Below are 24,039 nucleotides of genomic sequence, written 5' to 3' on the forward strand. Positions count from 1 at the left end.
TAAACTGAGCTTACATTATGAGAATGAAAAATCTTCTTTAAGTGAATAGGCCGATGAGACATATAAATGCAGAAATTAATGTCGTAATATTCAGATTCAATTTCTTTCCATTACATGCTATGATTTTATTAGGGATGGTGGGCAATATGGAGTGGTTTGGCGGCAGCTATAAGGAAAATCCATTTATAATGTTTTCTGCTAATCATTTTATTATGTTAGCATTTCTCTTGATCATTTCGGCTTGGATTTTTTTATTTCGGACAAAACTAAGAGCGAAGGATTGGCGTTCTAGCGAAATTGGATTAGCGATATTGCTCACTCTTTTTGAAGTTACCTACTATGTCTGGTTGATCCGAAATAGAATCTGGCATGTCAGTGACTCGCTTCCATTAGAATTATGCAGCATTAGTTTACTTTTAACGATTATTTTGTTATTAACCAAGAAAAAATGGGTTTATGAAATTCTGTTATTCACTGGGCTATTGGGGGCAACTCAAGCATTAGTTACACCACTCTTGTATTATGATTTCCCACATTTTCGCTTTTTGCATTTCTTTTTTACTCATTTTATGATGATTTGGGTGCCGTTGTATTTTACCTGGGTGAAAGGCTATCGGCCGACCATCTGGTCTGTGGTAAAACTGCTGTTGTTTTTGAATGTGTTACTGCCGATAATCATGGCCGTTAATAAACTGGTGAACGGCAATTATATGTTTTTACGCCATAAGCCAGAGAGTGCCAGCTTGCTGGACTATTTAGGACCTTATCCTAACTATATTTTTTCGATGGAAGGACTGCTTATTGCCTTAAGTTTACTCATTTGGCTGCTATTTCGAAAAAAAGCAGGAAATAAACCGATTCGTCCAAAGGGTCTTCCCCGTTAAAAATTTTTATTTGACGTTTCCGGGCTAACTCTTTATAATAGATAACGTTCCATTAATAAGTTCATATTTGTCCTAGTAGCTCAGTTGGATAGAGCACGATCGAAATTGCTGCCCTGACTTTGCTACAGCGTACTGATCGAGCCGCTCCTTGAGTAGTCTTTCTGAGATCAGGACGACAAAGAACAAGGTATTAGTGAAACAAAAAGTTAATAAATTATTATCATGTCCTAGTAGCTCAGTTGGATAGAGCAACAGTTTCCTAAACTGTAGGTCGGAGGTTCGAATCCTCTCTGGGACGTCACTGAAACCCTTGCATTGCGAGGGTTTTTCTATTTTTTGTATTAAATTTCACTATTATCCTTCACTCCAAGTATTCTTCCCTTAGCACACACCTTGTTTTTTCTGTCCACATTTTAAAAGGTACTTGTGTTATCATAAGAGTGGGACTCTATGGGAGAGTATCAAGAATCCAAACGAGGAAACATGAAAGATATCATTTAAATAAATAAATTTAAATATGAGGAGGAATAAGAAATGACTGTAGAACAAATGTTCGAACGGCTTTTGAAGGAAATCACTGGGGTAAAGGATGATCTTGGTACTGTTAAAAATGATCTCGTTGCTGTTAAGGATGAACTTGGTACTGTTAAAAATGATCTCGTTGCTGTTAAGGATGAACTTGGTACTGTTAAAAATGATCTCGTTGCCGTTAAGGGTGAACTTGATACTGTTAAATCTCAACTCGATGAAAACACAGAATTGATAAAAGCTGTAATCCACCGACAAGAGGAAACAAACGCAAAGTTAGAATCTCTTTCAATGGATGTTCATAAAGTGCACGGCGAACTAACCTCCTTAAAAGAAGGTCAAGAACGACAAGATAAGATTCTCGAATCATTGGCCTTGCGTTCACTTGAACAAGAAACAGAACTTCGTGAATTAAAAAGAGTAAAATAAAAAAGAATTGGACCGTTCGAAAATATTATGGCATGCCCGTAGAAAGTAACTTGCACGCGTTGATGCGTGTTTTTATTTTATACAAACAACAAACAGGAGAGAAAAATTACGTAAAGAAATTTATTATAAGAAGAATTGAAAAATGGCTCATGGGGCTGTCCGATAAGTCCCTAAAATAAAGCAAGTGGAGAAAAACGACACGTTTTTCTCCACTTGCTTTTGTATTTTTTCGACTTTTATCTGAAAGTAGCTGGCGGATGCCTGCTACTTTCAGTATATTGTGGGCTAATGCCACAATCCCAAACTCGATATGCACCTTGTCGAGCCCCCGCAATGAAAATCTGCGGAACGACCGATTGCCCTTGATGTGACCGAACACACTTTCTACCTCGATTTTGCGTCGAGCGTAGATAGCGGCTTTTTCTTCACATTCAAGGGCTGTTTTTGCCTTCGCTTTCATTTCTTCGAAGACGGTATTCCAGTGAACCTGCCGATTTCCCTTTGCCTTTGTGCATTTTGCTTTCAACGGGCAACCTGTACAGTCTTCACATTCGTATATTTTGAAGCTTTGCTCATAACCGGATTGATTCTTTTTGTTTTGGTATTTTTTAAACGTCACTTTCCTTCCATTTGGGCAAATAAAGCAATCATCTTGCTCAAGATAAGTCCAGTTCTTCGCGTTTTTGATGTCATTTTTGTATTTACGCGTCTTTTCTTGCACATAGGAACCATAAGGAATGAGAAAATCAAATCGTGGTTCTTTCTCGTCTCCAATCGCATAGACATAATTTTCCTCACTTCCATAACCTGCATCAGCTATGACTGTTTTGGGCATTGGTAAAGAAGTAGATGCCAGTTTCTCCAAATGTGGGATAAAACAGCGCGTGTCTGTAGGCCGTTGATGAATGGTATAAAACAAGATAAACTGGTTTTCCGTGGCCACTTGCACGTTATACCCCGGTTTAAGCTGGCCGTTTTTCATATGATCTTCCTTCATGCGCATAAAGGTCGCATCTTTGTCCGTTTTGGAATAACTGTTACGGTCACCAAAAATTTCGTTCTGTTCCTTGTATTTAGCCAGTCGAGGTAAGAAGTTTTCTCGAATCAGCTTGAGAGGTTTCTTCCATTTACTGCGTTCTTGGCGCTTCTCCTTACGTATCTTTGTATCTGTTTCCTTTTCAATTTCTTCTGTAAGTGCTTCTACTTTTTCTTCTATTTCTTTCGCGACTGCCTCAAGGTCCTGTTCGTTGATTTCTGTATTTTGTTCAGATTTCTTTTCTTCCATTCCAGCTTCTATTTGTGTTAATTCATGTATGTGTTGTAAGGTTTCTTTGATTTTTTCTTTTAGTTGGGCTTCAAATTTGGCAGTTGATTTTTTCCAGACGAAAGAATACTTATTGGCATCTGCTTCCATCTTAGTGCCATCCAAAAAGTAGTTTTCCATGGTTATGTATTTTTCTTCCATCAATTTTAAAATCATCGCTTCGAATAACTCATCCATTAAGACTTTCATCCGCTCGCCCCGGAATTCATTGATTGTACGGAAATCCGGTTTTTGCATTGCCGCTAACCACATGGCGGGAATGTTCTCGGTTATTAGCTTTTCGATTCCCCGACAGGAGTAAGTCTTTTGTGAATAGGCAAACAGAATAATTTTAAGCATCATTTTAGGATGAAAAGAGCTTCTTCCGCCACCTTTATAATGAGAAAATAATTGTTCATCTGGGACAGCTTCGACCATTTCATCCACCACACGTGCGGGATGATTTTCTGGTATCAGTGCTTCAATATCATAAATAACTTGAATTTGACGGTTGTCATAAGGTTTGAAAGTAGGGGCTAATTGTCTTTTGGGAGTCTTTTTTTCCTCTGTCTCTGGAAGAAATGTCATTTGGGTGTTATAATTTTCAATAGTAATCATTTGATTGCTCATAAAAATCGTCCTTTCTAAATTGTTGGTTTGGTTACTTACAATTTTACAAGAAATGACGATTTTTTTGTGCAATTTTTTAGAAAAAAAATAATGAGGACTGTCCTCAAAAGTCATTTTTCAATGACTTTTTGGACAGCCCCATGATTTGACGTGGGATGGCCGTTGGACATTAGCCACGTCCCAATACTTCCTTTGCTTTTTGTAAAGCAAACTCGACAACATTGTCCATATCGTAATATTTATATTCGGCTAACCGACCGCCAAAAATGACGTTGCTCTCGGCATTCGCCAGCGCCTTATATTCTTGATATAGGGCGCTGTTTTTTTTATCATTGACAGGATAGTAAGGCTCATCGCCGCGCTTCCATTCAACGCTATACTCACGACTGATGACGGTTTTAGGCTGTGTGCCAAATTCAAAGTGCTTATGCTCAATGATACGGGTATATGGGGTCTCGCGATCAGTATAATTGACGACCGCATTGCCCTGGAAGTTGGACATGTCGACAATCTCAGTTTCAAACTGTAAACTTCGGTATTCCAAAACTCCAAATTGATAGTCAAAATAAGCATCAATCGGGCCCGTGTAAACCACCTTATCGGCAATGCTGTCCCATTTATCTTTGGCGGCCAAATAGTCTGTATTGAGTACCACTTCAATTCCTTCGATCATCCGCTCTACCATCGCGGTATAGCCGCCAATCGGTATGCCCTGATATAGAGCGTTAAAGTAGTTATTATCGTAGGTAAATCGAACCGGCAGCCTGCGGATAATAAAGGCCGGAAGTTCATGGCATGGGCGCCCCCACTGCTTTTCGGTGTAGCCGCGAATTAATTTTTCATAAATATCAAGTCCAACAAGATTAATCGCCTGCTCCTCTAAATTTTGTGGCTGCTCCACATAATTGGCACGGCGCTGCTCGTCAATTTTCCGCTTAGCTTCTTCCGGTGTTACTACGCCCCACATTTTGTTAAAGGTATTCATATTAAATGGCAAATTGTATATTTCGCCATGGAAATTGGCCACCGGGCTATTGGTATAGCGGTTAAATTCGGCAAATTGGTTAACAAATTCCCATACTGCTTTATTATTCGTATGAAAAATATGGGCTCCATATTTGTGGACCTGAATACCTTCCATTTTTTCAGTATAGATATTTCCTGCAATATGACCGCGTTTATCAATGATGAGGCAGGATTTTCCGGCTTTTTTCGCTTCATGGGCAAACACCGCACCATAAAGACCAGCACCAACAATTAAAAAATCATATTTACTATTCAATAAGATCATTCTCCAAACAAATAGTTAAGCTATTTTTTATTTTTGACTGTTAATTAAAGCCCACCATTTTTTGTGATATTTTGTATGCTCCGACAGAGATGCTGCGACCAACCCGGCCGGGTAAATTAATCATTTGTCCCATAATACCGTATTTGAGACTATGGTAAAGCAGTAAATCCTTTTCCTTAATATAGTTCCACAATTCTTTTTTCTTTTTCAGATTCTCTTTTGTTCCTGAACGTATTAACAAAATAGCAGACACGACGGTCACAATTTCCAAATGGTGGAGCAAATACTGACGAAGCTTTGGATTTTCAATACTTTCAATTTGTACCTGCTCAATCATTAACTTATTTACTTTGATCTGTTGATCGATTCTTTTGATCATGACACTTTCATGAACCGATTGGTCTTCCCTACCGATAAAATAGCGATAAAAATCGACATTGAGATAATACATTCTCTTAACATGCGGAAGCGGAACATAAACAAACAAGTTGTCTACATAGAAGGTGTGTTTTGGCAGTTCTAACCCGCAATCTCTTAATAGTTGAGTTCGGTAGATAACAGAATGCATTAAAATATATTGTCCTTTACGAAAATTCCTAATCTCATTCCAGGTAAAAACCTTTCCTTCAGGAAGAACATTTTCATATTTCATCACTTTTTTATAATGTGTACCTTCTTTTTCATAAACAAAATTGCTGATGATCATATCAACCATTTTTTGTTCCGTTACAAATTCACTAATTTTTTGCAAGAGTTTAAGATACGCTCTAGTATCTACCCAGTCATCACTATCGACGACCTTTAGATAGCGTCCGGTTGCATTACGGATACCGGCATTTACGGCTTCACCGTGTCCACCGTTTTCCTGGTGAACCGCCTTTACAATCGTGGGATATTTTTTTGCATATTCATTGGCAATTTCAGCTGTTTGGTCAACGGAACCATCATTTATAATCAACAGCTCTACGTTTTCCCCACCTGGTAGAAGCGATTCTATACAATACCTCATATATTCTTGTGAATTATAGCAAGGAATGACTACAGATAATAATTTCATATTTTCCCAACCTTTACTATTTCTATTAAATCCCTTCATTTAAGAAGGTTTCCAAATATATAAATCGAAAATTTTATTTTAAATGATTTATGTCCTATACGATTAATCCATAGGATAATAATACACCGTTTGCAAAAAAGTAACACGTTTATACAATAGAATAACAGGAAATGCATAATCTTGGAATACTTGGACTAATTTTGTTCCATAATATTATTGTACCCTTTTATATTATACTATGATATTTGGTTTTTTTGTTAGTCACATTTTACCTTTGCCTTGGCTGCTTTTTCTCGGTATACCCGATATGAAAAGTACCCACAGCCCTTTATGACACTCTCCGCTATTATGTTGGCACCAGTCGCTAAGTGATCCAATAAAATAAAACTAGCTATATCATTATAAAATGACCAGAAGTGATAAGGAGTGGTTATATGGGAGCCATTAACGGAAAGGAATTTATTGAGCGGATTGACTGGCTTCATGCAAATATTTGGCTTGACGGCAAAAAAATAGACGGAAAAATTTCTGAGCATCCCGCCTTTAGGGGACTTCTCCAAAGTAAAGCATCCCTTTACGACCTACAGCATTTACCGCACCTCAAACGCAAATTAACCTATATTTCCCCAGAAACAGGCGAAACGATTGGGCTCTCTTATTTACAACCAAAATCATGTGAAGATTTAATGAAAAGACGAACGATGATGGAAATTTGGGCGAGACATACCCATGGGTTGATGGGAAGAAGCCCGGATTATATGAATTCAGTTGTGATGGCTTTTGCCTCTTCTGCAGGCGCTTTGGAAGGCAAGGAAAACTGTTTTCCCGATAATATTCGCTCCCTGTATAAACGGGCTAGAGAAAACGACTTATCATTTACCCACACCTTTATAACTCCTCAGGTGAACCGCTCTCAGATTAATCTAGATTTTTCAACAGAGCCGATTTCGGCACGTGTAATAGATAAAAATAATCAAGGGATTATTGTAAAAGGAGCCCGCCTGTTGGCGACACAGGGCGGTTTGACCGATGAAGTGCTGGTTTATGCTGCCGGGGGATTTTTTAATGAAGCGGAGGCCTTTGCTTTCTCTATCCCTACAAATACAAATGGGTTAAAGTTTATTTGCCGGGAATCGTTTGTGGGTGGAGATTCTTCCTACAATTATCCGCTCAGCTCGCGTTATGAAGAAATGGACACCATTCTCGTTTTCGACAACGTCTTGGTTCCATGGGACCGGGTCTTTTTTTACGATAATATCGATGCGGCCAATGATTTCATCCAGCAAAGCTCTTTCCATCATTTTGCCACCCACCAGGCCGTGACAAGGCAAATCGTAAAAACAGAATTTATCCTAGGGCTGGCCGGGCTTTTGGTCGAGACAATCAATGTCAGCAGCTATCAACATATACAAGAGAAACTGTCTGAGATCATTATTGGCCTGGAAACGATGAAGGCCCTATTAATCAAGTCGGAAGTAGAGGCAGAAATAGATCAATGGGGATATATGCGGCCCAGTATGACAGCACTGCAAGTTGCAAGCAATATTTTTCCAAGAATCTATCCGCGCTTTAGTGAAATTATTCAATTAATCGGGGCAAGCGGAATGGTGACCTTGCCGACAGAAGAAGATTTTAAATCAATGATTCGAACAGATTTGGACCAATATCTTCAAGGTTCCTGTCGATCTGCTGAGGACCGGGTAAAAATCTTCCGCCTTGCCTGGGAATTGACGATGAGCTCCTTTGGTACCAGGCAAACCCAATATGAAAGATATTTTTTTGGGGACCCCATACGGCTTTCCAGTCTGCTTTACAAAACCTACCCAATCGAGCAACATATTACGCAAGTCACCGACTTTTTAAAAATTGCAGATTAACAGCACCATGTGATCTATTCACATGGTGCCAGAAACTACCTGCTTTTTGGATAGTAAGGGTCTATTATTCTCCCAAATGACATTTACCGGAATATCGAAGTAACTGGAAAGCTGCTCGCTTGACAGCATTTCTCTCGTATTTCCGGCAGCGAATACTTGTCCTTTTTTTAACAATAGGGTTTTGTTGAAAACAGGCAATATTTCTTCGACATGATGGGTGACATAAATGATCGTCGGCGCCTTCGGTTTGGCGGCAATTCTTTCGATAGATTCCAACAATTGTTCCCGGGCAATAAAGTCCAAGCCGTTTGTCGGTTCATCGAGAATGAGCAGAGACGGATCTGCCATTAAGGCCCGGGCTATTTGCACCCGTTGTTTTTCCCCCTGTGAAAGTGTTTCATATCGTCGGTTGGCATAATCGTTACATCCCAACTCCTCGAGCAATGCACCTGCCTTTTGTCTCATTTCATCAGTAGGTATTTCATAGAGACCAATGGAGGCAAATGCCCCGCTTAAGGTGACTTCAAAGGCATTATCATTTGGATATAATTTATCCTGCAATGATGAGGAAACAAAACCAATTTGCTTGCGAAGCTTCTCGCCTAAGTAAGTTTTCCCAAATTCCATCCCAAGAACGGTGATCTTTCCTCTGGTAGGAAAATGATAAGCATTTAGTAAATTTAAAATGGCGGTTTTCCCGGAACCATTTAAGCCGAATAACACCCAATGTTCTCCTTGCTTTATTTCCCAGTTAATATTTTCTAAGATCCATTGCCCGTCCCGTTTTAAAGAAACATCCTCTAGCTGTAAAACCATTGCCATTCTCCTCTCAACTGATAGAACTATATCCTATATGGTATCAAAATTTTCAAAAAATAAAAATGAAGAATCTTGATTTTTCATATATACAAGAAATACCAGCAAACACTCAGGGTTATGCTGGCATTTCTCAAACGCGAACTATTCTTTTGCTAATTGTCTGTATTTCCCACTAAAATAAATAAGCGGTTCTGAATCTTCCATATGAATGTTTGTCACTTTCCCAATAAATAGCGTGTGATCTCCCTCTTTGTGGGCAGCAGATACTTCACAGGTTATTTGCGCAATGGCACCTGGTAAAACAGGAGCATCACCAAGGCGGTTAAATACAATATTCCTGTCTTCCTGCTTCATTTGTCCGGCAAATATCATCGACATTTCTTTTTGATCAGCTGCTAGAATATTTACCGAGAACTTGTTGCTTTCTGTAATTTTACCAAGCATTTGCGCTCTTTCGTCAATCGAGATAACTACTAGTTTTGGGTGTAATGATACAGACATAAAGGCATTCGCGGTCATCCCATGAACATGACCCTCCACCTCTGTTAATACCACGGTTACTCCGGTGGCGAATTTTCCCATTGCATTGCGAAATTGACGATCATCCAATTTATATACTCCTCCTTAGCGGCAAATTCATTGTTTTACTTCTATATTATCAGAAAGGCGTGAATAAACAATTAATTTTTATTTTTCTTATGGGTGTTATGAGAAACTCTTCGTTCTCAAAATAACAAGACTAACTAAAATAAAGGAATCTCTTTATTTTTATGACCTGCCAATATACACTAGAAGAAGGACTTGAATTGGAGGTGACAAAGTGACGTTCCCTATTTTAGACACTAAAAGATTAAAATTAATTGAAATTACCCATTATCATTTGGACAGCATATTCACTATTTTATCAATGGAAGAAGTGACTAAATACTACGGAACCGATCCGTTGACATTACCGGCAGAGGCCACAAAATTAATTGATATGTATCATAAAAATTTTATCGACAAACGGGGAATCCGCTGGGGAATAAAATTAAAGGAAAACCAACAGATTATTGGTACGATTGGCTTAAATGGACTTCAGTTAAAAAACAAACGAGCTGAAGTCGGGTATGAACTCCATCCGGCGTATTGGCGGCAAGGATATACGACAGAAGCGTTAAAAGAAGTGCTTTCCTTTAGTTTTCGGCAGCTGGGATTACATCGGGTTGGAGCATTTGTTTACCCAGATAACATCATTTCTCTAAATCTCCTGCAGAAGTTCGGCTTCACCAATGAAGGTTTGCTCCGCGGCTATATGTATCAAAATAATCAATTTCATGATACTTACGTCCTGTCGTTGTTAAAGGATGAATGGGAAAATAGCCAGGAAGGCTAGCCTGGCTTTTATTCTTCAAAATAATTTTTAAATTCCTTGGGGTTCTTTGCTGCCTTGCCTTGACAATAAGGATTATGTTCAGTTACATTTTTTCTATCTATTACTTTTCAACAGGTATCGAATTATTTGTCTGGCCAAAATAGGCCTCTTGCACCTGGGGATTATTTAATAGCTCCTTTGAAGTCCCAGAAATGGCTATTTTCCCATGAGATAACACACAGCCCCGGTCGGCTACTTTTAAGGCTGCTTTTACATTTTGCTCGACAAGAATAATCGTTGTGCCCATTTCCTTTGTCAGTGTTTTTAATATGTTCATAATATCTTTAACAATTAATGGAGCAAGCCCTAATGAAGGTTCATCGAGCATCAATACTTTTGGCTTTGCCATCAGTCCTCTTCCGATTGCCAACATTTGCTGTTCCCCACCAGATAATAAACCGCCAGGGCGGTCTAACATTTGCTTTAACCGTGGGAACATGTCTACAATTTCTTTATATTCCTTATGAATCTTTTTTTTATCCTTCTTATAGCGGTGATAGGAACCCAATAACAGATTGTCTTTAACCGATAATGACGAAAAGATTTGCCGGCGCTCCGGTACTAAACAAATTCCCTTTGAAACCACTTTTTGAACGCCATATTTTGTAATATCCTCGTTTTTATATGTGATAGAGCCTTCTTTAGGTGGATAAATACCAGCTAGTGTACCAAGCAGAGTACTTTTTCCAGCCCCATTGGAGCCTACAATTGCCAACAATTCCCCTTCATTTAATTCAAAATCAATTCCCTGTAGAACATGGAGAAAGCCATGATAAGTGTGAAGATTTTCAATCTTAAGCATATACTCCCTCCTCCTCATCACCTAAGTAAGCAGCTATTACCTTTGGATTTTGATAGATTTCATCCGGAGTTCCTTCACCAATCTTGACGCCATTATCAACCACTACAATTCTGTCGGAAATCGCCATAACTGTTTCCATATCATGTTCGACAAAGATAAAGGTCATCCCAGCTTCACGCATTTTTAAAATAACATCTACCAGTTTCCAAGACTCCTCTGGATTTAACCCTGCCATCGGTTCATCCAGTAAAATTAATTTTGGATTTGAAGCGGCTGCTCTGGCTATTTCCAATAGTCTTTGATTCCCGTACGGCAATGTAACAGACAATTCGTTCGCCAAGTGTCCTATTCCGACTCTATCCAAGCATTCCATCGCTATATTCACGATCTTCATTTCCTCTTTATGAGCCGTGTGCAGTCGCAAACCAGCAGTTAATAAATTGGTTTTCATCCTTATATGGGCACCCGTCATGACATTTTCAATAACAGTCATGTTACTAAATACTTCCAAATTCTGAAACGTTCGGGTTATTCCGGTATTGGCAATCTGGTATGGTTTTTTACCAGTTAATTTTTTATTTTCAAAAAGGACTTCACCGCTTGACGGAGGCAGTACACCTGTAATCATATTAAATAACGTTGTTTTTCCTGCACCATTGGGGCCAATAATCGCTAAAATCTCCCCTTCTTTCACTTCGAACGAAACATTGTCAACAGCAATAACTCCGCCGAATTGTTTAGTTAAATTTTCAACCCTTAAAATGACCTTTTCTCTGATCATTGGTTCTCACCGCCCGAGGCAATCTGTTTCTTCCTAACTTGTAAAGAAGGTTGCTTGCCTGCTTTTTTCCTATTAAACTTGGAAAATAGCCTTTCTAATTGTGGAGCTAATCCGTGAGGCATATAAATCAAAGTCACTACTAATAACACACCGAAGAAGACAATTTCAAATTCCCCACCAGTACTTGGAAGCAAAATTGGAATATATTGTTTAAGTGTTTCACCAAGAAGCACATAAGTACAAGCCCCAATAATAGAGCCCCAGATATTTTGGGAGCCTCCAATAATCACCATAATTAAGAAATAAATAGAGGTCATAACCCCAAATAAATCAGGATTAATAAAGGAGACGTAATGAGCTAAAAGGGAACCAGCTAAAGATGAAGACATGGCACTTAATACAAACACTTGAAGCTTATAGCTCATAATATTTACCCCGACAGCATCGGAAGCAATTTCGCTTCCTTCAATCGATCTTAAAGCACGGCCAATTCTGGAATTAATTATATTCCGAGAAAAAATAATCCCAAGGATGACGAATAACCATACTAAATAAAAATATCGGGCATCACTATTGAATTCAAATCCGAAAAAACTTATGGATGGAATCCCAAAAAATCCGTTCGACCCGCCTGTTAAATCTCGAAACTCCTTGAACAAAGTAAAAACAATAATACCAAAACCTAATGTAGCCAAAGCTAAATAATGTCCTTTTAATTTAAAGGTTGGGATCCCAACTACTAATGCTACAATAGCTGCAATAATCATTCCCACCAAGATACCAAGCCACGGAGAAAGACCATAGGTTGCAGACACAATTGCCGAGGAGTAGGCCCCGATTCCATAAAATGCGGCATGGCCCAAGGAAATTTGCCCGGCATATCCAATAAGCATGGTCAATCCATTACAAACAATTGCATAAATACCAATCATGATAAATACTGCAAAAATATAGTTTGAGTTGACAACAAAAGGCATGATTCCAACGATAACGAGGAGAATGAGAAGACCAATTGGACTGCTGTTATAAATCTGTTTGAGATCTTTTTTATCCATAATCCTTTCTTCCTCCCCTAAACACGTTTTCCTGAAGCTTTTGAGAATAAACCTTCTGGCTTAAGAAATAAAATAATTAATAGTAAAGAGAAGCTGACAACATCCTTCAATCCTGAAGACCACAACCCTTCGGCAAACGCTTCTAAAATACCAATGAGGAAGGCACCCAAAATTGCGGCCGGAACATTTGTCAGACTGCCTACAACTGCCGCAACGAAAGCTTTTAAACCAATCATCATCCCCATATCGTATGTAGCACCAGAAATGGGAGCCATCACGATTCCAGCAAGAGCACCAAGCCCTGCACTTGTTGAAATAGCGAGGAGGGACATTTTCTCCGGCTTGATCCCCATTAATCTTGCGGCAAACTGGTTTACTACACACGCAGTCAAGGCTTTCCCTAGAAAGGTTTTATTGAATAAAACAAACATCATAACCAAACTGATTATCGATAACCCTATTGCCCAAATATTTTGCGGCAGCAAGACAGCATTTAAAAACTTTATCGGGGTATTATCGGTAAATGGAGGCAAGCTTTGTGGCTGAGTTCCCCAAATTAAGATAGCTATTCCCTTAAATGCTATTGATGCACCAATAGTAATGATAATTAGCGTTGGCACCGATGAATTGCGGGCCGGATAAATAGCGGTCCTTTCAAATAAAGCACCAATAACGATAACAATCGTGATACTTAAGATAATGGCTGCCCAAAGAGGCAACCCCATTTTAACAAAAGATATACTGATTAACGCACCGAACATGGCAAATTCACCTTGGGCTAAATTCAACACACCCGTTACATTGTATATAATGACAAAGCCAATAGCGATCAAAGCATAAATGGATCCGATGGTTAATCCAGAAAACAGTAGCTGAATGATCTGGCTGGAAATCTCCATAGTATCCCTCCATTTTCTTAATTTTAGGTGAATTTTGTCATCAATCGCCTTTTCTTTATAAATTTGTTCTAACCATTACTCCTCGAAAGCCCATTTACCTTCTTTAATTCTAATCATCACAAGGCTAGTGTCAGCTGTTAATCCATTATGATTTTTTTTATTGATGTTAAAGATACCATAGAGTCCAACGTACTCTCCCAAATCATTTTCAACATAATCCCTGATTACCTTAGGGTCGGCACCTTTCGCTTCAACTGCTTTTACAAGCATATAAAAGCTATCCCAAACATGTGCCCCATATAAACTTACGCCTTTATTATATTTTTCTTCATACATCTTTATATATTTTAAAAGGAGTTCTTTCTGTGGGTCCGAATCTTTTAATTGATCTGCAACAAGCAATTTTCCTCCGGGAAAAACTACATCATTGGCAACATCGCCCGCTAAAGCTATCAATTGTTCGGAACCAATTGCATGACTTCCTAAAATCGGTAATTCAATGCCTAATTCATGAATGTTTTTAATGACTACTGATGACTCCTGAACTGTTCCCCATACAATAATTGCTTCCGGATTTGCTTTTTTGACACGGGTCAGCATCGGTTTGGCATCCTTAACAGTCACTTCAAATTCATCTTCAATAACTGGTTCTACCCCATAATCAGGAGCCATTTTTTTAAACTCAGTATGCGCGCCTGTTCCAAATGAATTGGCAACATTTAACCAAGCAACCTTTTTTATACCTTTAGATTTTAAGTATTGTAGAAGTTTTTCAACGGCATGTCGATCATCCGGTGCTACCTTATATATCCATTCGCGTGATGAGCCATCATCCTTTTGGTAAATTTGATAGCTTGAAGCTACAGCAAAGAATGGTACTTTATTTTGTTCAGCCAGTGGGAGCATCGCCAGCGCATTACCGCTGATTGTACCACCAATTACAGCGCTTACCTTATCCCGTGTAACCGCTTTCTTCATCGCTAATACGGCTTCATTTTGATCCGACTTATCATCATAAGTGATCAATTCAATCTTCTTGCCATCAATTCCGCCTTCTTTATTTTGATTGTTAACCAACATTTTTAATGTCTCCAGTTCCGGTTCTCCTAAAGGTGCAGCACCGCCTGATGAAGAAAAGATTCCCGCAATTTTAACTATATCTGATTTCTTTCCATTTGAAGAGGTTTCTTTGCTAGAATTACATGCACTCAACATTAAAATACTTATTAGAAACGATACCGTAATAATCCATCTTCTTTTCATAAAAACCACCCCTTTAATTCTAAAAAATTTTTGCATTTTAAGAAAGTTAATGCCACTTTTTTGAATATAATTTATATTCCGAATTATTATTCTAAAAAAAATAACTCCTTCCTTTTGTTTTTTTAATCATTTTTATTTTGACCCGAGATCATTCTATTTTTGAAAGCAGTGATGGTATTGAATCTATGCTGGCGGACTACTTCTTCAATCTCGGCTTTAGGAGCTTTTCTCTCAATTAAACGAATGATTTTCGCATGCTCCTCAATGGATTGACGGGCTCTTTGCGGCACAAATGTAAAAATGGAGCGGCGGACACGGTCCAGCCGCAACTGTGCCTGGCGAATTTCTTCTTGCAGGAAAGAATTCCCGCACTCTTGATAAATGGTGGCGTGAAATTGGCGGTTTAATACCCCGAATTGTTCAAATTCAAACTGATGCAGTGCATCTTCCATTTGCTTGTTCAACTCTTTAAGTTTCTCAATATGTGATTCTTTAATATTTTGAGAACTTAGAGCTGTCGCATAACCATCCAATACCGCAACGACGGACAAGGTTTCAATATACTCGATCTCATTGATGACGCTGACAATCGCACCGCTATACGGTTTGTATTGAATTAAACCGTCTACCTCCAGCTGGCGAATGGCCTCACGAACGGGAATGGTGCTTGCCACCAGTTCTTTAGCGACTTGATCAATAATAATTCGCTGTCCTGGTCCATAGTATCCATCTAAAATCTGAGTTCGAAGATATTCGTAAGCGTATTGAGTTTTACTAATCGATTGGTTTTGATTATTCTGTCTCATATCCAAATCATATACTAAATCATATATGATTTCAAGAAATTTTTTTAATTCTTATATCATTTTTTAATTTTGGTAATAGTATATAGGTGGGGCTTTTAGGAATAATCTTAAGCTAAACAAATTGAAAAGGCAGCTAAGTACCTAATTGTACTTAACTACCTTTATTTACTTAATTCGTATATTTTTCCGGGTTCTTCTTCTTATCTTCTTCAGCAGAGGGGTATTTGGGATTCATGGCAAAAACAACTAACAGAAAGGGTCTATCGACACGTTTATGATAAAACGGACAGTGCGGCGTTCCTTTTGGCACAAAAATCGTCGTGTTTTTACTGAATGTATGGGCTTCCCCGCCAATATGAAATTCTATTTCTGCCCCCAGGTCATGGGGATTTTCCGGATCTGAACCAATAAAACAGAGGACCTCATCAAAATCATGTGTATGCTCCCACTCAACTGGATCCGGATCTGGAACGCTGAATCTCCAGCCAATATCCACTACGACAGGACTTCCCTCAAGGATGGTTCCATCAAGATATATCTCATCCGGGAACGTTACACCCTTTACATTGTTCATTGGATGATAGGCTACATTCTCAACCTTTGGCTCGCTAATAATATATTTACCATACTTTCCTTTAGTAGCAGTCATTTTACAATCAAACCTCCACTGCTTGATCGTTAAACTTCCAGAATTCCGATTGTGCCTTGAGAACTTTTTCAACCGCTTCTTTTTGATGTGCAGCTAAAACATCTGAAGGCAAGCCTTTTATGACTAACTCATATGGATCTTCTTCCACTTTGCTTTTTGCCCCTTTCAGTGCCTCAATGACTCTAAGGGTACAAAATGGCACATAGGCTGTACTGTAACCGCCTTCATGGCAAACAACCAAACGTCCATCACAATGGCGCTCGGCGATTTCTTTGACTGCCTCAGCCATTTTGCCGAATCCTTCTGCAGTTACCATCATTTGCGCAAGCGGGTCAAATGGGCTTGGATCCTGACCAGCAGAGACAATGATTAATTCTGGTTTAAATTGGTCAGCGATTGGGCCAACTATTTTTTCCAACGCATATAAATAGCCCGCATTTCCTGTACCTGCTGGCAAAGGAATATTAACATTATACCCTTTTCCGGCATCTTCCCCGATATGCTCTACAAAGCCCCTGTCAGGCGGGAAATTAAATTCCTGATGCAGGGAAATGAATAATACCTCAGGATCATGATAAAATGCCGTTTCAGTGCCATTCCCATGGTGGACATCCCAATCCAAAATCATAATTCGTTTTAACCCGTATTTTTCGCGGGCATAGCGGGCGGCAATGGCTACATTATTGAAGATGCAGAAGCCCCGTCCATATTCTGGTTCGGCATGATGTCCTGGCGGTCTCGTTAAAGCGTATACATTTTGCACTTCTCCAGACATTACTGCATCGACACCGGTTAAAGCACCACCAGCTGATAGAAGGGCAATTTCATAGGATCCGACACCCACGATCGCAATTTCACCAGCATCTCCGCCGTTAGCATCGCTTAATTCTTTCACCTTATCAATATATGAAGGGACATGATTTAGTTCAACTTCCTCTCTCGTGGCGGCCCTTGGAGCAATAACCTCCAGTTCCTTAATGAAACCGCTGCGCTCCAATAGATTTTTTGCACGTCTTTTTGTTTCGGGATTTTCGCTATGCGTATCGGCTTGGATCCATCCCCCCGGTCTAAGACATAAGGCGCCATTTCCCGTATCATGCCAAAAATAACTTTCATCGTAAATAAATCCTGTCTTATCACTCATGTTTCTCTTCCTCCTTCTATTTATACTGCTTCCTAAAAAAATAGTAGAATACTATCATTATAAAAAATCTACCTTCAGCCATATTGGAAAAAACGGAATGACTGCGAAATTTCTTAATAATTTAATTCCCTTTACAAAGGCCTGTATTCCTATTCTAAGTTTCTTAACTCTCAATCCATTTCAACATTCCTCTTCTGCCAATCCCTGCCGTATATCCGCCATCGATTTGAATATCTTCACCCGTGATATATTTGCAATCATCTGCAGCAAGAAAATGGATTAAGGCGGCACATTCTTCAGCTGTACAAAAACGCCCAAGCGGCCAGCAATATTGACCCATGGCTAATTCATTTTCACAGCCTTCTTGGTATAACATCGGGGTATCAATGCTGGCAGGACATATAGCGTTTACTCGTATTTTTCTGTCTGCCAACTCAAGAGCTGCGGTCTTTGTCAGCCCATTAATCGCTGCTTTTGAAGAATTATAGGGTCCATATCCAGGAAAAGTTTGTACACCGGCATTGGAAGACACATTGATAATCGATGCCTCATCCGGCATATACGGAACCGCATGTTTGATCCCGTATAAATAGCCAAAATAATTCACATCAAAAATTTCTTTGGCCGCGGCACTATCGGTGTGAATGATGTCGTTCTCCGGAATAATGATCGCCGCATTATTGACTAATACATCAATTCTTCCATACATTTCTGCCGTCGTTTTCATTAATTGGGCCACTTCTTCTTCGATACTGACATCTGTTTTTATAAAAATACAGCCCAGCTCTTTTGCAAGCTGTTCAGTTTGGCTGCTTCTGCTCGCCATAACCACCTTGGCCCCAGCAGCGGCAAATCTTTTCGTCGTTGCCAGCCCGACTCCCCGGGAAGCACCGGTGATCACACACACCTTATCTTTTAGCGAAAACATGTGCGCACCCTCCTTCCTCTATCTAACAGCTATTTATTAGCCACTAGGTCTTTCATGTCGCTATACTCTGTTTTATTCAATATTGTTGCATAAGAGCCAACAGGGAAGTTGATCACTCGTCCGACGGAGTAATCTTCATAGCCATAAATTTTTCCGTACGACCGCATAACATCAAAATCCTCCAGTACAATTCCCACGGTTGGAATGACTTTTTCATTCCACACGAATAAATAAAGATTTTCAGCAATCTGATAATAATAACAACGGTCTGTATCACATAATCCTTTTTCATTACCGGCAATACAATGCCAGCTATAGCTATGTTCATTTAAGTAAATATGTTCATACATATCCTTGGAGCTATAGACGAACTGCACTCTTTTTCCGACAAGGTCCTTCGTTTTTGGATGTTTTGTTGTGTTATCTGTAAACGGGGCATCAACGGATACATGTTCGAAATAAGTTTTTACTGCTGTTAACGGCAGTGCTTGTTCAGCCCGTTTCAACATCGGAATCAATAATTCTTCCGTGGCAGGCAAAACACCGGTAATGATCGTGGCGATTTGTTGTTTGGTTTCAAGAATGATCGATAAAGATTTGCTATCTCCAAAGGAAACAATGAAATTAATAAAATAAATATTTTCCCTTGGCTTAACGGCTGTATAACTGCAAATCATTTTTTCGTGTTTGCCATTTTCTTTTTTCGTCCATTTGAGCGTTTCTATATCAACAAAAGAAATTTCCGCTTTGCTGCCGTTTTCATAATAAAAACAGAATTGTTCGCCAATCAAATCGCTTGTCGGCTGCATCATATTTTCGCTAAATCCAACCGATAATTCTCCTACACTAATAAACTCCTGATTATTGCTGCCAATATTCATCTGCTGACACTTCCTTTCTAAAAATACCATTTTTACAGAATGTAGGAGCTGTTCCCTAACAGCTCCACACAAATTCAGTTTATAGACTTTCAAATAAAACGATCAACTTGTTTGTAATAGGTGACTCTCCAAATACGTCAATGCATAATCCAAGGCATCAACCGCCTTATCAATATCTTCCTTCGTTACGTTTAATGAAGTCCCGATTCTTAAGGTATTCGGCATCACGCCGCCAATCAGAACCCCTTTTTCAATCGCCTTAGCCCTAACAATATTGGAAGGGAAGGTGGTCGGGTCTGCTTCATGAGTGAAGTTCCGATCAATCTCCACAAAAGGAGTCATTTTATCATCTTTTACAAGCTCTACAAGCCATAGAACCCCATATCCGGCCACTTTGCCAATACAACAATGCTTTTCCTTTAAGCCTAATAACTTTTGTTCGAAATAATCCCCAACTTGTTTTGCTTTTTCTACTAAATTTCCCTCAAGAATATAATCTAAATTCGCACAGACTGCGGCCATTGCAATAGGGTGGCCGGAATAGGTGGAAACTGTCTCCCAGCGATATTGATCCATAAACTCAGCAATTTCTTTATTGACAACCACGGCGCCTGCAGGGATGGCAGAGCTTGAAATCCCCTTAGCCATTGCGACAATATCAGGTTCAACCCCATAATGTTGGTAAGCAAACCATTCACCAGTTCGGCCAAATCCTGTTAATACCTCATCAGCAATCCATAATACATCAAGATCCTTTGTCATTTGACGGATTTGTGGAATATACTCTTCCGGCGGATGCACGGAACCTGCTCCTTGAGTTACTTCGGTAATGACCGCTGCAACTTGTTCCGGCCCTTGGTTTTCAATCATTCTCCTTGTGTATTTTACACAGGCCAACTCTCCATTTTCGTCATGGCAGGATCCATATTTATGGCCAAGTGAACAACGCATACAGTTTGGTGACGGAGCTACAGCAACCACTCCGCTATCATTGCCAGGTACATGTTGCGGACGAGTACTTGGAACGGATTCTGTTACACCGCTCTTGCTTCCCTTTAATCTTGTTACGATAGAGGATCCCTTTGTCCAGCCATGGTAGGCATATTCTCTAGTTACCACTAGCGGTCTACTTTTATATAATTTGGCGATCATCAGAGCCGTTTCTACCGCTTCACTTCCTGTTGATACAAACCGCACCTTCCCTGGCCAGCTTTCATTACCAAGGACGTCCTCAATAATCAATTTTGCTGCTCTTGCCTTATAATCCGTTGTATAGGCATCTTGCAGGAAGCCATAGCGATCAAGCGCTTCTTTTATTGCATTATTAATCTTTTCGTTCTTTTGACCGGCATTTACACAATAAAGCTGATTAAAACAGTCTAACAATCTAGTGCCATCCGGCATAATCAGATAATCTCCATCCGTAGACTCAATTGGGATCGGTTGATACTCTTCTTGCGTGGAAAACGTTCGTAATATATATTTTTTATCCCACTCTTCCACCTGTTTCCAATTAATTTCTGTCATCTTAGTCCCTCCTCTAATTTTATCCAAAAGACTATTACACCCCTTCTATAAAACAATCTTAGCAAAGGCAGGAAAACACTTATTGTAAAAATCGGTCTACTAGTAATATTCAGATATCTCGCTGTTCGACTTATTAGATGCCTTGACAAATTCCTCTGAAGAGTCAGGAAGCCCTTCTAAAACTTTTTCTATCGGTGTAGTTTCAAACAATCTCTTTTTCATTGATAACTTTACCCACAATGCAGAGTAGACGATCGTAATTAAAAGGAACACGATTGCATACTTAAATATTTGACCTTTCACAACCGGATCCGGATATATATTTATCATCATATAAACGATCCCAATGATTCCAATAATCGGCAAGCTGATACCAAGTGGCGTTTTAAAAGCCCTTTTCACCTTAGGATATTTAAAGCGCATGATAATGACATTTAGATGGGCAATGATGTAGGTAATCATCCAACAAAAAGCTCCGGCTAAAATAAAAGTTGTAATCGATGCAGAGCCTGATATTCCAATCAAGAAAACAAGGAAAAGACTTGACATAAAAATAATTGCCACCCAAGGTGAGCCCCACTTATTTAACTTTCCAAATATTCGTGGCATTTGATCCCTTTTAGCCATAGAATAAAGCATTCGTGGAATGGAACAAATCAAAGTATTGATTGTACTGGCGGTAGCTAGAAAAGTAACAATCCCAATCCAAATTTGACCCGTCTTACCTAAAATAGCAGTACCTGCCTCAACATGCGGTGATCCGGACTCCGCCAAAATATCAAGGGAAACATATTGTATTGCAGCACTTCCAAAGATCCAATCGGTTACTAATATGATTAATAAACCTAAAATCATCGCTAAAGGAATATAAATCTTGGGTTTTTTAATTTCTTCAGCCATCGGACAAACAAACTCTATTCCGACAAAAAGCCAAAATGCCAATGCTGATAAACCAACAACCCCCCATCCCATCGAGTTGAATTCAAGTGATGTTTTCAAAGATTCCCCACTTCCGGTACCTGTTAAACCAATAATTCCAATAACAATTATGGAAAAAATCATCCCACCCGTTAAAATCATTTGTGACCAACTAAAAAGCTCAATACCACGTAAATTAATTAGACAGATGATAATTAAAAAAATGGTGGAAATTAATGTCGAGGACACAGAAGGGAAAAAGATGTCATGTAGAACTGTACCGGCAATATGGGCTTCTGCACTTCCAGCAAACATATTAACCAACACATATCCGCTTAATACCGACACCATACCAATGAATGGGCCCATGGTAGGAAGGGTATAATCGTTAATCCCGCCGGCACGTGGAATCATGGATGATAGCTCTGCAAACGAGAAAGCAACAAATAAATTTAAAATCATTGCAATTGCCATTGGAATGATGAATGCACCACCAGCTATTCCGAATCCTTGACCGAGTGATACCATTGCCGAAGAGGCTACCACGATCCCAACAGCAGTTGCAACAGTTGGCCATAAACCTACCGTTCGTCGTAATTGATTATTCATCATTTATAAAGACCTCCTAACGCTTATTAAAATTAAATATTTCCTTTAACTATGCTTCTTTTCTATAATCAACCCTCCTAGATAAATTTTTGGTATGATTAATAGATTAAAAATACCTAAAGATATAGTATCAAAATTCACATAAAGAATAATTGTAAAATACGGAATATTCAAAATGAAAGAATAACGAAGTTGAAAATTCAAGATTGTAACACCTTTCAACAAATACGGAACAAATAAACCAACTACAAGAATCTTCTATAAAAAAGAAGCTAGCCGTCTACATTTCGTAGACACCCAGCTTCTTTGTTACCTGATATTGCTCAAAAAGCCAATGCTCTTATATATATTTCTAATTATTAATATTTATTTACAATACTTTCCACGCCTGAATAGGCAATTTCTAAAATGTTAAGGATATCTTCCTTAGTAACCTTTGTTGGGTTAGCCATTATACTAACTTCTTCTCGCAATGTTGCTTCAGCTAATATTTCGAATTGCTCTCGTTTTACTCCCAGCTCACTTAAAGAAGGAATTTGAAGTCTCTTCGATAATGCTTTAACTTCTTCTACCGCCTTTACAGAAGCTTCAGCATCACTAAGTCCCTCCACGTTAATGCCCATTGCACGTGCAATATCTTTATTACGGCTTTGTACTTTTTCAGCTCTCGCATTAAATTCCATACAATACGGAAGCGTGGCAGCATTAGCAACACCGTGCGGAAGTCCACAATAGACACTAAGCGGGTGCGCAATCGCGTGAACAACTCCCAATAATGCGGAGTTAAAGGCATAACCAGCTAGCATACTGCCAAGAAGCATATTCGTTCTAGCCCCAATATTACTGCCGTTTTTATAGGCTTCTTCGATATTATTGTAAATTAATTCGATGGCTTTAAGAGAATTTATTTCACTTGGCACCGATGCGAAATTAGAAACATAGGACTCAATCGCATGGGTAAGGGCATCCAAACCAGTTGATGCTGTAATAGCCGGAGGAAGTCCAATCGTTAACTCTGGATCTACTAACGCAACATCTGCACCGCAGTAACGTCCGGCAATGACCATTTTCTTTTGTCTTGTAGTATCAGTAATAACTGTAACATTGGTTACCTCACTGCCTGTGCCAGAAGTAGTAGGAATAGCAATTAATGGTTTAGTTGGGTATTTGACCGTATTAATGCCATCGTACTGGTTAATGGGCCCCGGATTAGTTACTAAAATATTAATCGCCTTAGCCGCATCAATGGAACTGCCACCGCCAACTGCAACTAATGCTTCCACATTTTCACTTTTAGCTAATTCAGCGCCCTCTTGTAGAATCGTATCTGGAGGATTTGGCACGACATTGGAAAACTCGATAGCTTGAATATTGCTATCTTTTAAATAAGAAAGAATCTTGTCCACTATCCCTGCTTGCTTTACACCTTGATCATAGACGAATAAAACCTTTGAAAGTGACATTTCTGCTAATACTTGACCAATATTCTTAGAACAACCGGAACCGAATGTTACTTGACTTGGTATACTAAATTGAAATTGCATT

The 24,039-nt window shown here is 39.1% G+C and carries 22 protein-coding genes and 1 tRNA gene; 5 read left to right on the plus strand and 18 right to left on the minus strand.

The annotated features are described in order from the left end of the window. Positions 1 to 134: 134 nt before the first annotated feature. The 3 genes from RCG24_RS07775 (at position 135) to RCG24_RS07785 (ending at position 1,841) form a co-directional block, all read left to right on the plus strand. A complete protein-coding gene (locus RCG24_RS07775; RefSeq protein WP_308078813.1) occupies positions 135 to 884 on the plus strand; it encodes a YwaF family protein in 750 nt (249 codons plus the stop codon). Positions 885 to 1,108: 224 nt separating this feature from the next. After that, a tRNA-Arg gene (locus RCG24_RS07780) sits at positions 1,109 to 1,182 on the plus strand. A gap of 236 nt (positions 1,183 to 1,418) precedes the next feature. Then, positions 1,419 to 1,841, plus strand: a complete 423-nt coding sequence (locus RCG24_RS07785; protein ID WP_202653977.1) for a hypothetical protein — start codon at positions 1,419 to 1,421, stop codon at positions 1,839 to 1,841. A 106-nt stretch (positions 1,842 to 1,947) separates the two neighbouring features. On the opposite strand, the gene RCG24_RS07790 is transcribed toward RCG24_RS07785, so the two are convergent. From RCG24_RS07790 to RCG24_RS07800, 3 genes are read right to left on the minus strand one after another with little or no spacing between them, the layout of a single operon-like run. Beyond that, on the minus strand, positions 1,948 to 3,888 hold the full coding sequence (locus RCG24_RS07790) for an IS1182 family transposase (RefSeq protein WP_308078814.1): 1,941 nt from the start codon (positions 3,886 to 3,888) through the stop codon (positions 1,948 to 1,950). A 55-nt stretch (positions 3,889 to 3,943) separates the two neighbouring features. Further along, the gene (gene glf / locus RCG24_RS07795) at positions 3,944 to 5,056 is read right to left on the minus strand and encodes a UDP-galactopyranose mutase (protein ID WP_368857083.1); all 1,113 of its coding nucleotides are present in this window, start codon (positions 5,054 to 5,056) and stop codon (positions 3,944 to 3,946) included. Positions 5,057 to 5,105: 49 nt separating this feature from the next. Then, positions 5,106 to 6,122, minus strand: a complete 1,017-nt coding sequence (locus tag RCG24_RS07800) for a glycosyltransferase family 2 protein (RefSeq protein ID WP_202653975.1) — start codon at positions 6,120 to 6,122, stop codon at positions 5,106 to 5,108. A gap of 434 nt (positions 6,123 to 6,556) precedes the next feature. Here RCG24_RS07800 and hpaB point away from each other — a divergent pair, with 434 nt between their 5' ends. After that, complete coding sequence (gene hpaB, locus RCG24_RS07805) at positions 6,557 to 7,999, plus strand: 4-hydroxyphenylacetate 3-monooxygenase, oxygenase component (RefSeq protein ID WP_202653974.1); 1,443 nt, start codon at positions 6,557 to 6,559, stop codon at positions 7,997 to 7,999. Between the two features lie 18 nt (positions 8,000 to 8,017). Here hpaB and RCG24_RS07810 read toward each other — a convergent pair whose 3' ends face one another. Next, positions 8,018 to 8,815: an ABC transporter ATP-binding protein gene (locus RCG24_RS07810; protein WP_202653973.1), complete on the minus strand. Its 798-nt coding sequence runs from the start codon at positions 8,813 to 8,815 to the stop codon at positions 8,018 to 8,020. A gap of 144 nt (positions 8,816 to 8,959) precedes the next feature. Next, positions 8,960 to 9,427: a flavin reductase family protein gene (locus RCG24_RS07815; RefSeq protein ID WP_202653972.1), complete on the minus strand. Its 468-nt coding sequence runs from the start codon at positions 9,425 to 9,427 to the stop codon at positions 8,960 to 8,962. Between the two features lie 211 nt (positions 9,428 to 9,638). Here RCG24_RS07815 and RCG24_RS07820 point away from each other — a divergent pair, with 211 nt between their 5' ends. Next, positions 9,639 to 10,193: a GNAT family N-acetyltransferase gene (locus RCG24_RS07820; protein ID WP_202653971.1), complete on the plus strand. Its 555-nt coding sequence runs from the start codon at positions 9,639 to 9,641 to the stop codon at positions 10,191 to 10,193. A gap of 100 nt (positions 10,194 to 10,293) precedes the next feature. Here the strand turns inward: RCG24_RS07820 and RCG24_RS07825 are convergent, their stop codons facing one another. The 13 genes from RCG24_RS07825 to RCG24_RS07885 all read right to left on the minus strand — a co-directional run bounded on the left by RCG24_RS07825 (position 10,294) and on the right by RCG24_RS07885 (position 24,038). After that, positions 10,294 to 11,034, minus strand: a complete 741-nt coding sequence (locus RCG24_RS07825) for an ABC transporter ATP-binding protein (RefSeq protein ID WP_308078815.1) — start codon at positions 11,032 to 11,034, stop codon at positions 10,294 to 10,296. Next, positions 11,027 to 11,815, minus strand: a complete 789-nt coding sequence (locus tag RCG24_RS07830) for an ABC transporter ATP-binding protein (protein WP_308078816.1) — start codon at positions 11,813 to 11,815, stop codon at positions 11,027 to 11,029. Before RCG24_RS07830 ends, RCG24_RS07825 begins: the two co-directional genes overlap by 8 nt. Next, positions 11,812 to 12,870, minus strand: a complete 1,059-nt coding sequence (locus tag RCG24_RS07835; RefSeq protein ID WP_308078817.1) for a branched-chain amino acid ABC transporter permease — start codon at positions 12,868 to 12,870, stop codon at positions 11,812 to 11,814. The genes RCG24_RS07830 and RCG24_RS07835 overlap by 4 nt, the downstream gene beginning before the upstream one ends. Before the next feature lie 17 nt (positions 12,871 to 12,887). Further along, the gene (locus RCG24_RS07840) at positions 12,888 to 13,769 is read right to left on the minus strand and encodes a branched-chain amino acid ABC transporter permease (protein WP_308078818.1); all 882 of its coding nucleotides are present in this window, start codon (positions 13,767 to 13,769) and stop codon (positions 12,888 to 12,890) included. A 75-nt stretch (positions 13,770 to 13,844) separates the two neighbouring features. Then, on the minus strand, positions 13,845 to 15,032 hold the full coding sequence (locus RCG24_RS07845; RefSeq protein WP_308078819.1) for an ABC transporter substrate-binding protein: 1,188 nt from the start codon (positions 15,030 to 15,032) through the stop codon (positions 13,845 to 13,847). Between the two features lie 122 nt (positions 15,033 to 15,154). Next, positions 15,155 to 15,838: a GntR family transcriptional regulator gene (locus tag RCG24_RS07850; RefSeq protein WP_308078820.1), complete on the minus strand. Its 684-nt coding sequence runs from the start codon at positions 15,836 to 15,838 to the stop codon at positions 15,155 to 15,157. Between the two features lie 169 nt (positions 15,839 to 16,007). Continuing rightward, a complete protein-coding gene (locus RCG24_RS07855) occupies positions 16,008 to 16,487 on the minus strand; it encodes a hypothetical protein (RefSeq protein WP_308078821.1) in 480 nt (159 codons plus the stop codon). Between the two features lie 7 nt (positions 16,488 to 16,494). Continuing rightward, positions 16,495 to 17,631 (minus strand): class II histone deacetylase, encoded by a 1,137-nt coding sequence (locus tag RCG24_RS07860; RefSeq protein WP_308078822.1) that lies wholly within the window; start codon positions 17,629 to 17,631, stop codon positions 16,495 to 16,497. Positions 17,632 to 17,794: 163 nt separating this feature from the next. Then, the gene (locus RCG24_RS07865; protein ID WP_308078823.1) at positions 17,795 to 18,559 is read right to left on the minus strand and encodes an SDR family NAD(P)-dependent oxidoreductase; all 765 of its coding nucleotides are present in this window, start codon (positions 18,557 to 18,559) and stop codon (positions 17,795 to 17,797) included. Between the two features lie 29 nt (positions 18,560 to 18,588). Beyond that, complete coding sequence (locus RCG24_RS07870; protein WP_308078824.1) at positions 18,589 to 19,440, minus strand: molybdenum cofactor biosynthesis F family protein; 852 nt, start codon at positions 19,438 to 19,440, stop codon at positions 18,589 to 18,591. Positions 19,441 to 19,542: 102 nt separating this feature from the next. Further along, positions 19,543 to 20,967, minus strand: a complete 1,425-nt coding sequence (locus RCG24_RS07875) for a class-III pyridoxal-phosphate-dependent aminotransferase (protein WP_308078825.1) — start codon at positions 20,965 to 20,967, stop codon at positions 19,543 to 19,545. 99 nt (positions 20,968 to 21,066) lie between these two features. After that, positions 21,067 to 22,497 (minus strand): APC family permease, encoded by a 1,431-nt coding sequence (locus RCG24_RS07880; protein WP_308078826.1) that lies wholly within the window; start codon positions 22,495 to 22,497, stop codon positions 21,067 to 21,069. A 356-nt stretch (positions 22,498 to 22,853) separates the two neighbouring features. Beyond that, entirely contained in the window at positions 22,854 to 24,038 is a 1,185-nt protein-coding gene (locus tag RCG24_RS07885) for an iron-containing alcohol dehydrogenase (RefSeq protein ID WP_308078827.1), read from the minus strand. Position 24,039 lies beyond the last annotated feature (1 nt).

Source organism: Neobacillus sp. OS1-32, from assembly GCF_030915425.1.
Taxonomy (GTDB): domain Bacteria; phylum Bacillota; class Bacilli; order Bacillales; family Cytobacillaceae; genus Neobacillus; species Neobacillus paridis.

Coding starts and splice junctions, on each gene's coding strand:
- RCG24_RS07775 (WP_308078813.1), top strand. CDS start 135: ATGGTGGGCAATATGGAGTGGTTTGGCGGCAGCTATAAGGAAAATCCA.
- RCG24_RS07785 (WP_202653977.1), top strand. CDS start 1,419: ATGACTGTAGAACAAATGTTCGAACGGCTTTTGAAGGAAATCACTGGG.
- RCG24_RS07790 (WP_308078814.1), bottom strand. CDS start 3,888: ATGACTTTTGAGGACAGTCCTCATTATTTTTTTTCTAAAAAATTGCAC.
- RCG24_RS07800 (WP_202653975.1), bottom strand. CDS start 6,122: ATGAAATTATTATCTGTAGTCATTCCTTGCTATAATTCACAAGAATAT.
- hpaB (WP_202653974.1), top strand. CDS start 6,557: ATGGGAGCCATTAACGGAAAGGAATTTATTGAGCGGATTGACTGGCTT.
- RCG24_RS07810 (WP_202653973.1), bottom strand. CDS start 8,815: ATGGTTTTACAGCTAGAGGATGTTTCTTTAAAACGGGACGGGCAATGG.
- RCG24_RS07825 (WP_308078815.1), bottom strand. CDS start 11,034: ATGCTTAAGATTGAAAATCTTCACACTTATCATGGCTTTCTCCATGTT.
- RCG24_RS07830 (WP_308078816.1), bottom strand. CDS start 11,815: ATGATCAGAGAAAAGGTCATTTTAAGGGTTGAAAATTTAACTAAACAA.
- RCG24_RS07835 (WP_308078817.1), bottom strand. CDS start 12,870: ATGGATAAAAAAGATCTCAAACAGATTTATAACAGCAGTCCAATTGGT.
- RCG24_RS07840 (WP_308078818.1), bottom strand. CDS start 13,769: ATGGAGATTTCCAGCCAGATCATTCAGCTACTGTTTTCTGGATTAACC.
- RCG24_RS07845 (WP_308078819.1), bottom strand. CDS start 15,032: ATGAAAAGAAGATGGATTATTACGGTATCGTTTCTAATAAGTATTTTA.
- RCG24_RS07850 (WP_308078820.1), bottom strand. CDS start 15,838: ATGAGACAGAATAATCAAAACCAATCGATTAGTAAAACTCAATACGCT.
- RCG24_RS07855 (WP_308078821.1), bottom strand. CDS start 16,487: ATGACTGCTACTAAAGGAAAGTATGGTAAATATATTATTAGCGAGCCA.
- RCG24_RS07860 (WP_308078822.1), bottom strand. CDS start 17,631: ATGAGTGATAAGACAGGATTTATTTACGATGAAAGTTATTTTTGGCAT.
- RCG24_RS07865 (WP_308078823.1), bottom strand. CDS start 18,559: ATGTTTTCGCTAAAAGATAAGGTGTGTGTGATCACCGGTGCTTCCCGG.
- RCG24_RS07870 (WP_308078824.1), bottom strand. CDS start 19,440: ATGAATATTGGCAGCAATAATCAGGAGTTTATTAGTGTAGGAGAATTA.
- RCG24_RS07875 (WP_308078825.1), bottom strand. CDS start 20,967: ATGACAGAAATTAATTGGAAACAGGTGGAAGAGTGGGATAAAAAATAT.
- RCG24_RS07880 (WP_308078826.1), bottom strand. CDS start 22,497: ATGATGAATAATCAATTACGACGAACGGTAGGTTTATGGCCAACTGTT.
- RCG24_RS07885 (WP_308078827.1), bottom strand. CDS start 24,038: ATGCAATTTCAATTTAGTATACCAAGTCAAGTAACATTCGGTTCCGGT.